Consider the following 15,031-nt stretch of genomic DNA (forward strand, 5'->3'; position numbering starts at 1 on the left):
GGCCTTGGCCGCCCCCCTTCAGATAAAAGGAGTCCATGAAATTCTGGCGATGGACGCTGCTGGCTTTAGCCCTGGTTGCACTGGAGAGTTCTCATTCCCAGGTGGCGCCCTCTTTGCGCCGCAGCACCTACCGGGGCAGGGAGGTGCAGTTCCCCCAGGATGCCCGCCAGTTCAAAGGCTGGCGGCACTACGGGCAGAACGCCCCGGTGTGGAACGTCTCCGCTGAGCTGCCGGAGGACGTTTTCACTTTTGCGCGGTTGTGCTACCCCTTCCGCCGCGGCGGGCGCTGGACGGCGGACTACCCGGAGGCCGAGCTCAACTTCTCCTTCCGCCTGCACCAGCTCACCTCCGTGCAGGTGAATCCTTACCCGGTGATCCTAGACATTGATGCCGCGCAGCTCCGCCATCATCCCTTCCTCTACGTCTCCGAGCCCGGCCACATGGACCTCAGCGCAGACCAGGCCCGTGTGCTGCGCGAGTACATGCTCAATGGCGGCTTCATCCTCATGGACGACTTCTGGGGTGGCGAAGAGTGGAAAGGCTTTGAGCCCGTGTTCAAGAAGATCTGGCCTGACCGCAGCTACGAGGAGCTGAAGCCGGATCATCCCATCTTTCATTGCGTTTACGATCTGCCCTCACCACCCCAGGTGCACAGCAATGTGTACTGGGCGGAGATGCGCCAGCATGGCAAAACCAACATGCACAATGAAATCCGCGCTGACTCCGCCACGCCCCGCTTTCGCGCCGTCTTCGATGACCGCGGCCGCATGGTCATGCTTATCTGCCTCAACAATGACCTGGGCGACGGCTGGGAGCAGGAGCAGAGCGATCCCTGGTACTTCACGCATGTGTCCGAAAAGCATGCCTACCCGCTGGGGATCAACATCGTGTTTTACGCGCTGACGCATTGACTTTGGCGTAAGGATTGAACGCGGAGCTGCTGAGAACTTGTAACGCAAAGCATCGCGCTTCCCGCTTGACGATGCATTGACGCTTGGCACGTGGAGACATGTCCCACGCCCATCGTCTTCTTGGAACCCTCACCGCCCTCACCCTCTCCCTCAGCCTGGCCTCCTGCGACACGCTGCCCCCGCCCGATGGAGTGGATGAACCCGGTGCCGTCTCCTCCCGCCCGGTTCTCTCAGAGGCGCAGGTCGCCCAGCGCTTCTTCCAGGCCTACAAGTCTCACAACCGCGCCGCAGCCGCCAAAGTGGCCAGCTCCACCGCTCTCGACAAGCTCTCATGGGATGCCAGCGCCGGCTCCGCCTCCAATCTGCGCCTTGAGCAGACCGACGACGGCTATGCCATTGCCTACGATGGCGGCGCCATCCTCCTCACCATCCTCAGCGACGGGCACGTCGGCGCCAACGTAGCTGATGTGGAAATGATCGCTGATTGAGCGCCGAGAGACCGGCGGGTTTGAAGACCTGCCGGAGCGTCGAGGTGCAGGTGCGGCATGGGCGAGAGCTTCGTGCTTTGATTCTTGTTCCGCGGCTTCTTTGGAGGCGCGGGGCAGACTGCTTGCGACGTGAAACGTGGGCACCTCCCGTGCAGCGCGGGCCATCTGCAGCGGAATAAATTCCGCGCTCCGAGGGGGTGCGTGCGCGGGGGCTTGGCCGAGTTTTCGAGCACGGCTGCCTCGGTGGGATGAAGGACTGATCCCGATGGAGCGTGGTCTCATTTCTCAGGCACGGTCAGCACATCTCCGGCCTCCAGTGTCTTTGCATTGCCGTTGGGAAGATCCAGCACCGTGGCTCGCGCCGCGTGTTTCGGGCCGCGCCTCAGCTCCACCTTCGTCGCATCCGCCCGCTCGCTCAGCCCCCGCGCCTCCTTCACCAGATCTCCCACCGTCATCCCCGGTTTGAAAGCATAGACGCCCTGGCGCTTCACCTGTCCCACCACCGTCACCGCAGCTTCCGCCATTTTTACATCCCCCGTCTCCTTTGGTGCCACCGCAGTCTTCCCAGACTCCACCACACTTGCCTCGATGATGAAAAAGATGAGGTCTTTTGTCTTTGGCATGCGGCTCGTCAGCGGTGTGGCGTCAGGGCTGCCGAGGCCGCCGAAGACCACGCTCTGCCCCGGCTTCATCATAAAGCTCGCCGATGTCTTCATGGTATGAAAAATCGGCTGCTGAATCTTGTTCTCTGACACCACTTTTCCCTCGTGCGTGATCGGTGCGCCATAGTCCATGAACCCCTCAAAGCTCGTCGCCTCCGGCGTGGCTTCCAGCATGAGGTTCCCATCCCCCAGCAGCGTCGGCACCACATCCATCTTTACCCCCACCTTTTTCATCTCAAACGCCGTTGGCGTCGTCGGGATCACCGGCTCCTTCTGCGTCGCCTGCTTCGGCGGATCAAACTCCGTCGGATAGATGAACTCCCGCGCCACCTCCACCGTCGCCCGCGCCCCGCTGCGTGTCGTCACGGAGGGCGCGCTCATCAGTTCCACCCCCTTCTGCTGGCTCAGCTTGTGCAGAAGCTCTTTGGTTCTCTCTGCATTCAAAATACCCAGGTTCTGCAGTGCCGGAGGCTGCCTTTCATCCAGCGTCAGACCTGCCTCCGCCAGCACGGGCGAGTCTTTAGGGATGCTCACAAACCGGCTCCGCACCAGGATCTGGAGTGGCACAGCAGAGTCAGCCTCGGGGACCGCCTTCCGGCAGGCGGTCAGCCCTGCGAGGCCAAAGGCCGCAGTCGCTGCCGGCAGCATGAGCAGCAGCTTTTGTCGCTGCGAGTAGGCGGCGCGGTGGCGGCCGGTTTGCACCAGGCTCGCCAGCCGCCCGCGCATCGCCCTGGCACTGGCAGTCACCGCGAGCGCCAGCGGCAGCCATGGCCGCGCCGTGCCTCCCAGGCCTGCCACCGCCGCCAGCAGTTCATCGGCAAAATCATCCGGGCTCAGCCCGCTGCGCTCCAGCGCGATGTCATCGCAGGCCTGCTCACGCGCCCGTGCGCCGGCCCGCAGGATCAGCCAGACCAGCGGGTGAAACCACAGCAGCAGGGCCGCGAGCGTGGTCAGCAGTGTGACCAGAACATCCCCGCGCGCGATGTGCGCGAGCTCATGCCGCAGCACCAGCCGCAGGCGCTGCTCGTCCCACTGCGCCGCCTGCTCCGGAAGCAGCACGGTTTGGGTGGAAATGCCCCAGGTCATGGGCACGGCGCAGGCGGTGCTCATGCGCAGGCAGGCTGCGGGCAGGTTCAGGTGCAGAGCTGCGGCCTCCTCCGCGAAGCAGCGCTGCATGGCAGGAGCTACCACGATGTGGGATGCCGTGCGCAGCCGCCGGAGGGTCCAGGCCGAAAGGCCCAGGGCCACCGTGCCTGCTCCGATGCCCGCCAGCCAGAGCAGCGCCCACAGCGGGGAATACGGCGCTTCATCCTGGGCTACTGCCACAGACACGACCGAGGCCACCGTGGGCGGCACGTGTTCGTTGTTCAGCGCCACCGTGGTTTGAAGCCCCCATGCCACCTGATCCGGGGCCTGCTCGCTCCGCGGAATTCTCCACGCCGGAGCGACCAGGCTGCAGGCCATGACCACCGGGCTCAGCAGGAGCGCCGAAGCCAGAATAAAATGCCGCCGCGCCGCCGCCATCCGCCGTGCGCAGAGTGTTGCGCCGCCTGCCAGTGCCAGCAGCAGAGTGGTCTGCAGTGTCACATCCAGCAACCAGCCTGGAGTGAATGATAGAAAATGCTCGATGCTCATGGGATGCGTTGTGTTTGATGGGTTAGCGTTTCTTTGCCGTCTTCGCCTGGTCCAGGAAGCCGCGGAGTTCCGCCACCTCCTCCTCGCTCAGTTTCGTCTGCGGATGACTCAGGTAGGCCGCCAGGGCTTGGGTGAGAGATCCCCCGAAAAACGTGCCGATGACCCGGCTCAGTGTGGACTGCCCCACCTCCGCCCGCGAATGCACCGGGCGGTAGATGAACTCCCGGCCCTCCTGCCGGTGCTTCAGGTGTCCTTTGCCTTCCAGAATGGTCAGGATGGAGCGCAGCGCCGGACGCGTGGGCGGCGACTCCATGCCTTCGAGGATCTGTGTCAGCGTGGCCTCGCCCTGCGCAAAGACGAGATCCATCACCTCACGTTCACGGCGGCTCAGATGAGTGATTTTTTTCATGGGCTGAATTTTCAACCCATAATGGCGCAAGAGTCAATATCAAAGATTGATTTTTCAACCTTGCGGCAAAACCGGCAGAAAGATTTGGATCAAGACGCCCTGTATCCGCCGCCACCAGGAGTCTCCATGACAACGCGGTCTCCGCACTGAACGGCAAAGGAAGTGCAACCGTCGAGGGGCGTGGCGTGTCCTTTGCGCAGCAGCGTCTGGCGGCCGGTTTGCCCGGCTTTGCCTCCATGCAGGCCAAAGGGAGCCTCCACACGATGCTGCGTGAGCAGGCTCACTGTGAGCGGCTGCAGAAACTCAAACTCACGAATGACACCATCACCGCCGCACCATTGGCCCCGGCCACCAGAACCGCGGCGGATGGCAAACTGGCGCAGGCGCACGGGGTAGCGCTGCTCAATGATCTCGGGGTCGGTGATGGCGGTGTTGGTCATGTGCGTGTGCAGCGCACTGGCGCCGTGGTATCCCTCGCCAGCGCCCGCCCCCCCGGCAATGGTTTCGTAGTAGCCGAAGCCTGCGCCGCCAAAGAGAAAGTTGTTCATGGTGCCCTGGCTGCAGGCCTGGAGACCGAGTGCTTTGATCAGGGTATCGACCAGCCGCTGACTCACTTCCACATTGCCACCGACCACGGCGGGATCACGCGCCGCGTCTCCGGTGAAGCTGGGATTAAGCAAGGATTCAGGACAAATGATTTCCACCGGCTCCATGAGCCCTTCGTTCAGCGGCAGATCCTCCTGCAGCATCAGCCGCATCACGTACAGCACGGCACTGCGCACGATGGCGGCGGTGGCGTTGAGGTTGCGCGGATGCACGCCGGACGTGCCGGTAAAATCGAGCACGAGCCTGTCTGCGTCCTTGCGCATCGACACAGCGATGACAGAACCATCATCCAGTTTCTCCTGCGCCGAGATCGCCCCCGGCAGGCGCGCGATCTGCGTGCGCATGACACCAGCCGAGTGCTCCAGGATGCCTTCCATGAGGCCCCGCAGTGAATCATCTGCCAGCGCCCGCAGACGCTCGGTGCCATGCAGATTGGCGGCGAGCTGGGCGTGCAAATCCGCCAGGTTGTCGGCGAGATTGCGCGAGGGATGCACGGCGGAGGTCAGCAGGGCGCTGATTTCATCAAAGCAGGAAACGCCGCCGCGAATCAGATGCCGTGGCGCGATGACCACGCCCTCCTCAATCAAGCGCGTGCCATTGGCCGGCATGGACCCGGGCGTGATGCCGCCGATCTCGGCATGGTGCGCACGATTGGCGATGTAGCCGATCAAGCTCCCGGCGGCGTCATGTACGGGTGTGATGAGCGTGACATCCGGCAAATGCGAGCCGCCATACGCAGGATGATTGGTGATGATCGTATCTCCCGGCTGCATCGCCACGGCACGGGCGACTTCACGCACACAGACGCCCAGCGCGCCGAGGTGCACCGGAATGTGTGGCGCGCTGGAGAGCAGCCTCCCGCGCGGGTCCAGCAGGGCGCAGGAAAAGTCGAGCCGTTCGCGGATGTTTGTGGAGATGGCGGTGCGGCAGAGCAGGGCGCCCATGTCGCTCACAATGGAATGAAAACGATGCCGCAGCAGGTCGCGCTCCAGCGTGGGCGCCGGGCGCGCGGTGTGCTCGTAGCGCAGCACATGGCCAAAGCCCACGACCTTCTCCACCCGCCAGCCGGGCGCGATGACGATGGTGCTGAATGCATCCTGAATCAGCGCGGGCACGGGCTCCAGCGGCTGCGCGTGCAGGGTGCCTTCCTGCGCGTCTGCCTGGGCCTCCCGCAAAATAATGCGAAGGCTGACGAGCTCGATCTCACGAGTGGCCGGGGGCTTGTAGCCAAAGAGGCGCTCGTATGCAGCCGCGTAAAGCTCTGGCAGGTCCGCGGGATCCGCAAACTCCACCTGCAGCGGCGTGTCCTGGCCCTTGAGCCGCAACTCGGCAATCTGTGTTCGTAATTCGGGCTTTAGCCCGTCTGGAAAAACTGAACTTAGCACGCCATTCTTCAGAGCCTCACGCAGCGGCAGCCGGATCTCCTTCTCCACAATCCTCTCCGGCACGGCCTCCTGCAAACCCACAGCGCTCAGAATGCCGGCATGCTCGGGCACCAGGATGGTCTGCATGCCGAGGGATTCTGCCACGGCGCAGGCGTGCTGCGGGCCCGCGCCGCCAAAGGCCAGCAGCGCGTGATCAGCGGGATCAAAACCTTCGCCAATGGAGATGCGGCGGATGGCATCCGTCATGTGCTCGATGGCAAGGCGCAGCAGCGATCGCAGCAGGTCGGTCTCCGTTCCGGTGCCCCCGGTCTGTGCATGGAGCTCGCTGAGGCGGCGCTGCGCGGCGGCGAGGTCCAGCGGAATGGGCGCACGGTCGGGGTCAAAGCGGCCAAGCAGGAGATTGACATCCGTGATGGTCAGCGGGCCGCCTTTGCCATAGCAAGCGGGACCCGGATTGGAGCCCGCACTTTGCGGCCCCACGGCCAGGCCGTGATGCGTGAGGTGGCAGATGGACCCGCCGCCCGCCGCCACCGTTTCAATGGCCACGCAGGGGGCGAGCAACTGCATGCCCGCGACGTTTTGGGAAAAGCGGTAGCCGGGCCGGGTGTCGATACGGGCCACATCCGTGCTCGTGCCGCCCATGTCGAAGGTGATGATCCGCGTGATGCCGAGACGGCGCGCGGCATTGGCCGCGCCGATGGCGCCGCCAGCGGGGCCGCTGAGCAGCATGTCCTTCGGCCGGATGTCATCAGCGGTCTTCAGGCCCCCCGCGCTCGTCATCACCTGCATGCTTGGTGATATGCGGCGGATGCCATTGAGAAAAGACTGCACGGGCGCGTGGAGATACGCATCCGCCACGGTGCTCTGGGTGCGCGGCAGCAGCTTCGCAAAGGCGGCGGTCTCGTGGGAGAGCGTGAGATGGGTGAAGCCGCACTCGCGCAGAATGGCGGCCACGCGCAGCTCATGCTGCGGATGCGCATGGCCGTGCAGCAGGGAAATGGCCGCGGTGGTGATGCCCTGGGCGAGGCACTCCTTCGCGGCGGCACGTACGCTGGCTTCATCGAGCGGCTCCAGCACTTCGCCGCTGACGCTGATCCTCTCCGGCACTTCGCGGGCCACTTCATGAAAGAGCACCCGCGGCTCATGTCTGAGTGCAAAGAGATCGCTGCGGCGCTGATCGCCGATTTGCAGGAGGTCGCCAAAACCCCGGGTGATGAAGAGCGCGATGCGGCCTCCCTTGTGCTCCAGCAGGGCATTGGTGGCCCGTGTGGTGGCGATGCGAAGGCTCAGCTCGGGAAACTCGCACCCCGGCGGTGTGTGGGTCAGAATGCGTGCGCCCAGCACCGGCGCTTCCTCTCCGGTGGTGAGTTCCAGCAGCATGCCTGCCTCCCAGGCTGACGGGGCATCAAGGGTGACCTCTCCCGTGCGATAATCGAATGCCGTGATGCGGAAAACCGCCGCGTTGCCGACGTGGTTGATCTGGAATCTGACGAGAAATCCGGCGGGCAGGGGAGGCAGACCCGCGAGGCGAATCAGGGTGCCGGCGCAATCAGCCACCACGGCCCGGAGATGACCGGTGGAGAGCACCTTGCAGCGTGATTCGCGGCCCTGCGGATCGAGCGCGTGGCAGTCGGTGAAGGTCCCTCCCGTATCGGCTGCGATGCGCCACTTCACGGCTTTTTGGGTGGAGAGGGAGCGGGGGCAAAGTCCAGGTCTGGCACCCAGCGCAGCTCTTTGAAGGCATCGTAGTAGGGCTCGCAGGCCGGGAATTTGAAGGCTGCCACAGCACGCTTGATCCATTCATTGCCTTTGTTGGGATTACCGCTCTCAAATGAGATGGCCGCCTTGCAGAAGTAGTAGGCCGGCGTATCGTCCATGAAGGTGAAATTCTCCGCGATGATCTCATCGGCGGCGGAGCGTCGCCCTAGCTTGAGCTCGCAAAGCACCCGTTTGTATTGCGCCATGTGACGGGCATCCATGCGCAGTTTGGGGTAGTCCGTGATCAGCTTGGTGAGCGCCTTCAGGGCGGTGTCATACTCCTGCTTTACGAAGTAGTACTCGGTCAGGTTGAGCTTGAAAAGCGGATTGTCCGGCTGGAGCTGCGCCGCTTTTTCAAACTGGGGCAGAGCCAGATCAAAATCACGCCGTCGCGGAGCGAGATAGATGTCCCCGCGCAGGGCATAGATGTCGGCCACGTTGGGATTGAGCTTCTCGGCGGCATCCAGTTTCTCGAGCGCATCGGTGTAGCGGTTCTTTTTCCGCAGTCCCCATGCTTCCAGCAGCAGCTTTTTGACCTCGTCGGAAATCGGGGCCGGCTTCTCGGCCTGGCCCAGGACGGCGGAGGCGCCGAATATCAGGAAGATAAAGGTTTGGATTAATCTCATGAGCGGATGATAGAACGTGAATCGAAATCAGGCAAGACGGCTGCGCATGCTGGTTTCGGCGCTGTCGCACAGGCTGCGCAGGACTTCAGGGCTGCACCACTCGGCTCCAAGTGACAGAATTGTTTCACGAATCATGCCATCTGCCGAAGCGACCCGCATGGGCCGCTCCTGAACGTATTTCGCCACCAGCCGTTCGATGATGGTGTCCGCCGTGGTGCCGGGGTCGGCGTAGATGATCTGGAGGCCCTGCGGCTCGCGCTCTTCATTCGTGCCCTGTTTTGCCCCGTCAAACACCACCACCACCTGCATCCCGCTCATGTCCTGCAGGTTGCGCAGTCGTTTCAGCAGCTCCGTGCGCGCCAGGTGCCGGCGCGAGGCCACCCGATGTTCGCGCTTCAGCTCAGGCCACGCGTTGATGACGTTGTGGCCGTCCACAAGCAGATAGATCAGCTGGGGCATCGGACGAGAGTTGGAAGTTTAAAGCTGCAGGTTTCAAGTCGGGAGCGCATCTCCGGACAACTTGAAACTTCAAACCTGAAACTTGCAACTCAGACTGGGATGGCTTTCGCCTTTTCGTAGGCCTCATTGATCAGGCACAGCTCCCCGAGCGCATCCTTGAGCGGGTCAATTTCCTTGGCGCTGAAGCCCAGGTGCAGGTGCCTGCGCCAGCCTTCGGCATATTCAAACTGGCCGGAGAGACGGCCCATGGCGCGGGCGGACTCATCCATGCTGATGAGGTAGGAGTCCATGCCCTGGCTCACATCCAGCCAGTGCTTCTGACTCTCGTGCGCGGCTAGAGATTCGCGCTTGAGCGCATGCACGCTGGTGGTGTCGACATACTGCCCGGCCTGGAGTTTCTGGCGCAGCGGGTCGCACTGGCCGTGGGGCATGGCGTGGTAAACGGTCACATCGTGCGCGTAGGACGGGAGATGCGGGTCAGTTTGGAAATTGGGAATGCAATGGGAAAAGGCGGCGGTGACGGCGAGACGGCAGGCCTGCATGTGGTCCTCCATGTAATCCGCCGGGGCATGCGTGAGCACGATGCTGGGCTTTGCCATGCGCACCACAGCAGCCACTTTGCGCAGGGAGGGAACTGAATAGGTCAGCTCCAGGTCATCGCAGATTGGCGGGTAAAACGTGGCCCCCAGAATGCGCGCGGCCTCCCGGCCTTCTTCCAGCCGTTTCTTTGATGTCGTGGGGCCGTCCATCTGCACCGAGCCGCCATTTCCGGTGCAGAGATTGATGTAATGGATGTCCCAACCGCGCTCCTTGAGCAGCAGCATGGTTCCCGCGGCGACGAACTCGATGTCGTCAGGATGGGCGAAGATGGCTAATGCAGAAGGCATGTTTTGTGATTCACAGTTCTCGGTTCAGAGTTTCCGGCCAACAGTGAACGGAGAACAGCAAACCGCGAACAAGTTTTACATCGCGAAGATTTTGTCCATGCGCTCGGTCAGCATCTTGAGGCCGCCGGGGTTGAGGCCGCCGCGCTGCTCGCTGATGGCCCAGCCGGTGTAGCCTGCGGCGTCCAGGGCCTTCATGATGGCGGGCCAGTTGTTGTCGCCTTCGGTGAGGTCGCAGTCAAAGCCCTTCCACACGCCTTCGTCCTTCATCTTCTTGGTGCTGTACTCTTTGACGTGGATGCGGTTGATGCGCTTGCCCAGCACCTTGATCCACTGCTCCGGCCAGCCGTAGCGCAGCACGTTGCCGATGTCGAAATGCCAGCCCACGATGGGATCTCCCACTTCGTCCAGATAGCGCACGGCTTCGAGCGGGCTGAGGATGAAGTTGTTCCAGACGTTTTCGATGGAGATCTTCACACCGAGTTCTTTGGCGAGAGGGACGGCCTTTTTGATCTCCGCGATGCTGCGCTCCCAGGCCACATCATAGGGCACCGTTTCACTCACCACGCCGGGCACCACGAGGATGGAGTCCGCACCGTAGGCCTTGGCATCACGCAGGGTGGTCAGAACGCCTTGCAGGCCCTGCTCACGGATGGCGGGATCATCATGGGTCAGCGTCTGCTTCCAGTGGGTGTGGCAGCACACGCTGGCGGCCTGCAGGCCGGACTGGCCCAGGGCGTCGATGACTTCCTGCTGGTTCATGCCCCCGGCAGGCTCGACGCCTTCGTAGCCCGCTTCTTTGGCCGCTTTGTACTTTTCCACCAGGGTGCCTTTGATGCCAAGCGTGCCGCCCATGATGGCCTTGCGCAGCTTGCGCACGGGCTTGGCGGCCTCCTGCGCGGTTAGAGTGCCGGCAGCGGCAAAAAGGGCGGTGGAGGAAACGGACTGGAGGAAGCGACGGCGGGAGGTCATGGTGTGAAAATACGCATGAGCATGACGTGTGCTGTCACCAGCCGTCAATACAATCCTCAGCGCATTCGCCACAGCCTAAAGCCAGGGGTTTGAAAACAACCGTAAACCACCGCCAGATTCGCCGCTCAGTCATTCTTGGCCAGCAGCGCCTTGGCGGCCTTCTCGATCTTCGGCAGCAGGTTGGCGGGAAGCTCGGTGAGCAACGGCAGCACCGGGCCCGTCTGCGCCACGCCCGCGAGCTCGACGGCATGATGCAGCACCAGGATGGGGCTGTGGGCGTTGCGCAGATCCTCCAGCGCCACAAACTCCGCGCGGATCTTCTCCGCAGTGTCCCAGTCCTTCTTCAGAATGGCCTGCAGCATGGCTGTCGAGCGGGAAGGGGCGATGCAAACGCAGCCCGCGGTGAAGCCGGTCACGCCGAAGTCGCGCAGGTGGATGATGGCCGGCTGCTCGCCGATGCCGCTGACGATCATCTTGGGATCCACCAGCTTGATGAGTTTCTTCAGATAGGGGTCCTTCTTCGGATCCGGCTCCACGATGGCGTATTTGATCCAGGAGATGAGGCCGTCATTCACGAGCTCCGCCGCGAGTTCAGGCGTGATGTAGGCGCCGTCCTTGATGTAGAGCACGGCCTTGATGCCGGATTTTTCCACAAAGTGGCGGATGGCCGTGGCCACGCCGGCGGGCTTGGAGGGAAAAAGCGTGGGCAGCAGCATCGCTGTCGGAAAGGCGAATTCGGTGAGGATCTTCGCCTGGTCCATCGCGGTGCCGTACATCGGCCCCACGGAGGGAACCACCCACATGTCATCCGGGGAGATGTCCACGAGCATCTTCAGCAGCGCGTGATACTCGCTCGGGGCGATGTTGTAGAGATTGGCGTTTCCCCCGTAAAGCAGCGTGCGGATGCCGCCTTTGTACATGTGCTTGATCAGTCGGCTGTTCTGCGACTTGGCCAGGGACAGGTCCTTGTTCCGGCACAGCGGCGGCACGGCGATCACGGATGACTGCAGATCTTCAAACGTTACGGGGGTGGTCTTCATGGAGGGACCACAGGAGCGCGGAGAGCGGCGCCTGCAAAGAAAAACAGATTCAGTTTCACGGGATGTTTACTGTCCCTCGATAAAGCTAAGCAAATCGGCCATATCCTGCACGCTCATGCCGGTCTCCAGGCCTTCAGGCATCAGGCTCTGCCCCGTGGAACTGCTGCCTTTGATCTCGCTGCGCTGCAGCGTTTTTTCGATGCCCCCCATCATCTTGAGAGTCATGCTGGAGGCAGTGTCGTTCGTAATGATTCCCATCAGCGTCTGCCCATCCCTGGTGTTGACCGTATAGGCGATGAACTGAGAGGCTACTTCTTTGTGGGGTTCCAAAATGGCCGTAAGAAGCGCGTCCCTCCCTTTGGTCTTTACCGTAATAAGGTCCGGTCCCACCTGCAGTCCCATGTTGCCGGCACGGTGGCAGGCCACGCAGCGCGCCATGTATTGAGCCTGGCCTTTGGCGGCGTCTCCCTTGGCGGCGATAGCAGGCTTGAACTTGACCATGACCTCTTCACGCGAGGGCGGAATCACGGAGGCCAGCGCCGTCTTTGCCGCAGCGGCAACCTTGGGAGATTTGTGCTTGAGCAGCGCCTGCACCTGCGAAGCAGAGAACTCCTGCGGTTTCACCACGCCTGATTCGAGCAACGCGAGAGCGCGGTCTTCACGAGAGAGCAAGGCACCAAGGGCGGCTTCCTTGGCCTGCGCGCCCAGTCCTGTCCATGCGGATAGCAGTGCTTTCGTCACGGTGGCAGAAACGCCTTGCGCCAGCGTGTGCACGGCGGCTGCCTGCACGGCATCCGGCTGCCCTTTGGCAACGCATTCATTCAAAGCTTCAGCAGCTTCCTTTGAGGAGGTGAGTCCGAGGAGACCAATGGCATCGAGCCGTACAGATTCAGAAGCCTTCGCATCTGTGGCGCTCGCAGCCGCTTTTTCAAAAATGGCGGCGAGCCTGTGCTCCTGGTCCACTTTTTCAATGCTCGTACCCGCCTTGGCAAAACCAAGGCCCACGGCTTTGAGGACTGCTGCAAGTTCGTTCCTCGGCAGTTCCGCCACCAGTGAAAGAAAATGCTGTTGTTGATCCGGAGGCATTTTCATAGAAGCAGTCGCCTGCAGCAGTGGAGCCACTCCGGAAATGTTTTGGGTCGGATTTGTTCCGAGCCAGAAGTTCGTTATGGCAGACACAATAGCCGGGGGCGCGCTGCCAATGGACTGAATGAGAGGCTTGGCAATTGCCTCCGTCCGCAGTACTTTGACGCAGGCCCGGATGATGGAGTCGTCGATCGCGTCAACGTGCGTTCCTGCACCTGTGCCGCAGATGCTTCCGAGGCTTAGCAACGCTTGGTAACGAACCCGGTTGGGATGCGAGGCATCTGTGAGCTGGATGATTTCTCCCGCGAGAGCATCGGCAGACGCTGGGTTTTGAGCGATGAGCGCCTCGCTTAGGGCACAGGCTTTTTCCGCGACAGCCGGAGACTGGTCCTTCAGCGCGATCAAGACCACACCTTGAGTCAGCCCCTTCACCCCCCGCAGCGCTCCCAGCGCATGCAGCTTCGCCAGCGCATTGTCGCCATTCAGCAGCTTCTCCAGCAGCGGTACTGCAGCTTTGTCCTTGCGCTCATAAAGCAGACGCTGCGCGGTGTCCCGGTGCCAGCCGTTGGGGTGGCCGAGGGTCTTCACCAGCTCCTCCGTGCTGGCTTTTCCCAGAGCCACCTTCTGGCCGATGCGGTCCGCGCCCTTTTCTGGCACAATGCGATAAATGCGGCCTCTGTCATTGCCGCTGTTCAGGTCGATGTGTTTTTTGATCTCGTCCGGGATGCTCCAGGGGTGCTCGATCACCTCGCGGTACATGTCGCAGATATGCAGGCAGCCGTCGGGGGCGTTGGCAAAATTCACCACGCGCACCCAGGTGTCCTTGCTGGCGGCGAACTCAAAGCCGTGCTCGTCAGCCGGGCGCTCGCCGATGAGGCTGATGCCGTCTGCGCTGGGCTTGATGAGCTTGCGGTGCACGAGCTGGCCGCCCGCGTCTCCGCTGAAGCTGTTGTTTACGAAATCCGGGCCGTAGGCATCGCCACGATAGATCGTCGTGCCGGTGGCTCCGGTGAAGTAGCCGCTCACACGCCCGCCGCCCTCCACCGCGCCCTTCACCACACCCGCGATGCGCCAGCGCGTGCGGATGATGCGCCAGGGCTCGTCCGGGCTGATGCGAAACACCTCCGCCGCGCCGCCATCCACCGCGATGCTTTGCTTCGCAGGCGGCATGGTGTAGTAGGGATTGCGATTGGCGTATTTGTCATCGTAAACCCAGTACTGTAGGTGGTCGCTGTTTGAGCAGCCAAACTTGCGGCCGTAGTTGTCAAAGCTCATGCCGTACTGCGCGCCGCCGCCCTCCAGGCCAAACTCCAGCGTGATGGGATCAAACCAAAAGTCCTTGCCGCCGAGCTCGAGGCCTTTGTCCTCCGGCCGTTTCAGGCAGGTGATGACGCCACGATTGCCGCCACCCGCCAGGATGTGAATGCGGTTGTCCTGGCCCCAGATGAAGCTGTTCATGAGCCCCTGGACATTGAGGATTTTCAAGCCGGTGCCGAAGCCCGTGAAAACCTTCTCCCGCACCTCGGCTTTGCCATCGCCGTCCTTGTCCTCAAAGCGCCAGATGTCGGGTGTGGCGCCCACGAACAGGCCGCCATTGGCCCAGACGAGGCCGGTAGGCCAGGGGAGGTCATCGGCAAAGACCGTGCTCTTTTCAAAATGGCCGTCGCCATCCACGTCCTCCAGCATGGAGATGCGGCCCAGGTGCGGTGTGACGTCGCGCATCTCGCTGTAGTCGATCATCTCGCACACGAACATGCGGCCGTTCTCGTCAAAGCAGATGGCGATGGGACTGCGCACCTGCGGCTCATTGGCGGCAAGCTGGAGCTTGAAGCCCTTCTTCACCTGCCAGGTGCCGATCGCATCCTTCGGCTCCACGGCGGGGTAACGCGGCAGATCCTTGGCGGGATCCACCGCCACGGCGTTCTTGGTTTCGCCGTAGGCTTTGGCATACGTTGTCTTCGTCTTGATGCCATCCGCCTGCGCCATGAGCGTGGAACTGAGGGCGAGCAGCAGAAGAAGTGAACAGGCGGCAGTCTGGATCATGACAAGATCATACGAAACCCTCTGGCGGCATGAACAGCCGAAAGTGGCCCATGGTGGTATTCTTGTG

At 62.3% G+C, this 15,031-nt stretch carries 11 protein-coding genes; 2 read left to right on the plus strand and 9 right to left on the minus strand.

From position 1 onward, the window contains the following. Nucleotides 1-35 precede the first annotated feature (35 nt). Both ACILSQ_RS21600 and ACILSQ_RS21605 read left to right on the plus strand, forming a co-directional pair. Nucleotides 36-911, plus strand: a complete 876-nt coding sequence (locus tag ACILSQ_RS21600; RefSeq protein ID WP_395745739.1) for a DUF4159 domain-containing protein — start codon at nt 36-38, stop codon at nt 909-911. Nucleotides 912-1,009: 98 nt separating this feature from the next. After that, nucleotides 1,010-1,399, plus strand: coding sequence for a hypothetical protein (locus ACILSQ_RS21605; protein ID WP_395745740.1), 390 nt, complete (start codon nt 1,010-1,012; stop codon nt 1,397-1,399). Between the two features lie 278 nt (nt 1,400-1,677). On the opposite strand, the gene ACILSQ_RS21610 is transcribed toward ACILSQ_RS21605, so the two are convergent. From ACILSQ_RS21610 to ACILSQ_RS21650, 9 genes are all read right to left on the minus strand, one after another. Next, nucleotides 1,678-3,696, minus strand: a complete 2,019-nt coding sequence (locus tag ACILSQ_RS21610; RefSeq protein WP_395745741.1) for a M56 family metallopeptidase — start codon at nt 3,694-3,696, stop codon at nt 1,678-1,680. 22 nt (nt 3,697-3,718) lie between these two features. Beyond that, the gene (locus ACILSQ_RS21615) at nt 3,719-4,105 is read right to left on the minus strand and encodes a BlaI/MecI/CopY family transcriptional regulator (protein WP_395745742.1); all 387 of its coding nucleotides are present in this window, start codon (nt 4,103-4,105) and stop codon (nt 3,719-3,721) included. Nucleotides 4,106-4,194: 89 nt separating this feature from the next. Next, a complete protein-coding gene (locus ACILSQ_RS21620; protein WP_395745743.1) occupies nt 4,195-7,770 on the minus strand; it encodes a hydantoinase B/oxoprolinase family protein in 3,576 nt (1,191 codons plus the stop codon). Next, entirely contained in the window at nt 7,767-8,480 is a 714-nt protein-coding gene (locus ACILSQ_RS21625) for a tetratricopeptide repeat protein (RefSeq protein ID WP_395745744.1), read from the minus strand. Before ACILSQ_RS21625 ends, ACILSQ_RS21620 begins: the two co-directional genes overlap by 4 nt. A 27-nt stretch (nt 8,481-8,507) precedes the next feature. Next, a complete protein-coding gene (locus ACILSQ_RS21630; protein ID WP_395745745.1) occupies nt 8,508-8,939 on the minus strand; it encodes an NYN domain-containing protein in 432 nt (143 codons plus the stop codon). A gap of 89 nt (nt 8,940-9,028) precedes the next feature. Further along, nucleotides 9,029-9,826 carry a PIG-L deacetylase family protein gene (locus ACILSQ_RS21635; RefSeq protein WP_395745746.1) on the minus strand — a complete coding sequence of 266 codons (798 nt, stop codon included), beginning with the start codon at nt 9,824-9,826 and terminating at the stop codon, nt 9,029-9,031. A 75-nt stretch (nt 9,827-9,901) separates the two neighbouring features. Next, entirely contained in the window at nt 9,902-10,795 is an 894-nt protein-coding gene (locus ACILSQ_RS21640) for a sugar phosphate isomerase/epimerase family protein (RefSeq protein ID WP_395745747.1), read from the minus strand. 125 nt (nt 10,796-10,920) lie between these two features. Continuing rightward, complete coding sequence (locus ACILSQ_RS21645) at nt 10,921-11,835, minus strand: dihydrodipicolinate synthase family protein (protein ID WP_395745748.1); 915 nt, start codon at nt 11,833-11,835, stop codon at nt 10,921-10,923. 66 nt (nt 11,836-11,901) lie between these two features. After that, the gene (locus ACILSQ_RS21650) at nt 11,902-14,964 is read right to left on the minus strand and encodes a PVC-type heme-binding CxxCH protein (protein ID WP_395745749.1); all 3,063 of its coding nucleotides are present in this window, start codon (nt 14,962-14,964) and stop codon (nt 11,902-11,904) included. Nucleotides 14,965-15,031 lie beyond the last annotated feature (67 nt).

This window comes from Prosthecobacter sp. (genome assembly GCF_044227185.1).
Classification (GTDB): domain Bacteria; phylum Verrucomicrobiota; class Verrucomicrobiia; order Verrucomicrobiales; family Verrucomicrobiaceae; genus Prosthecobacter.

What these genes read in the sequence shown, in the direction of transcription:
- ACILSQ_RS21625 (WP_395745744.1), bottom strand. Translation starts at nt 8,480, where the DNA reads ATGAGATTAATCCAAACCTTTATCTTCCTGATATTCGGCGCCTCCGCC.
- ACILSQ_RS21605 (WP_395745740.1), top strand. Translation starts at nt 1,010, where the DNA reads ATGTCCCACGCCCATCGTCTTCTTGGAACCCTCACCGCCCTCACCCTC.
- ACILSQ_RS21600 (WP_395745739.1), top strand. Translation starts at nt 36, where the DNA reads ATGAAATTCTGGCGATGGACGCTGCTGGCTTTAGCCCTGGTTGCACTG.
- ACILSQ_RS21630 (WP_395745745.1), bottom strand. Translation starts at nt 8,939, where the DNA reads ATGCCCCAGCTGATCTATCTGCTTGTGGACGGCCACAACGTCATCAAC.
- ACILSQ_RS21615 (WP_395745742.1), bottom strand. Translation starts at nt 4,105, where the DNA reads ATGAAAAAAATCACTCATCTGAGCCGCCGTGAACGTGAGGTGATGGAT.
- ACILSQ_RS21635 (WP_395745746.1), bottom strand. Translation starts at nt 9,826, where the DNA reads ATGCCTTCTGCATTAGCCATCTTCGCCCATCCTGACGACATCGAGTTC.
- ACILSQ_RS21640 (WP_395745747.1), bottom strand. Translation starts at nt 10,795, where the DNA reads ATGACCTCCCGCCGTCGCTTCCTCCAGTCCGTTTCCTCCACCGCCCTT.
- ACILSQ_RS21610 (WP_395745741.1), bottom strand. Translation starts at nt 3,696, where the DNA reads ATGAGCATCGAGCATTTTCTATCATTCACTCCAGGCTGGTTGCTGGAT.
- ACILSQ_RS21645 (WP_395745748.1), bottom strand. Translation starts at nt 11,835, where the DNA reads ATGAAGACCACCCCCGTAACGTTTGAAGATCTGCAGTCATCCGTGATC.
- ACILSQ_RS21650 (WP_395745749.1), bottom strand. Translation starts at nt 14,964, where the DNA reads ATGATCCAGACTGCCGCCTGTTCACTTCTTCTGCTGCTCGCCCTCAGT.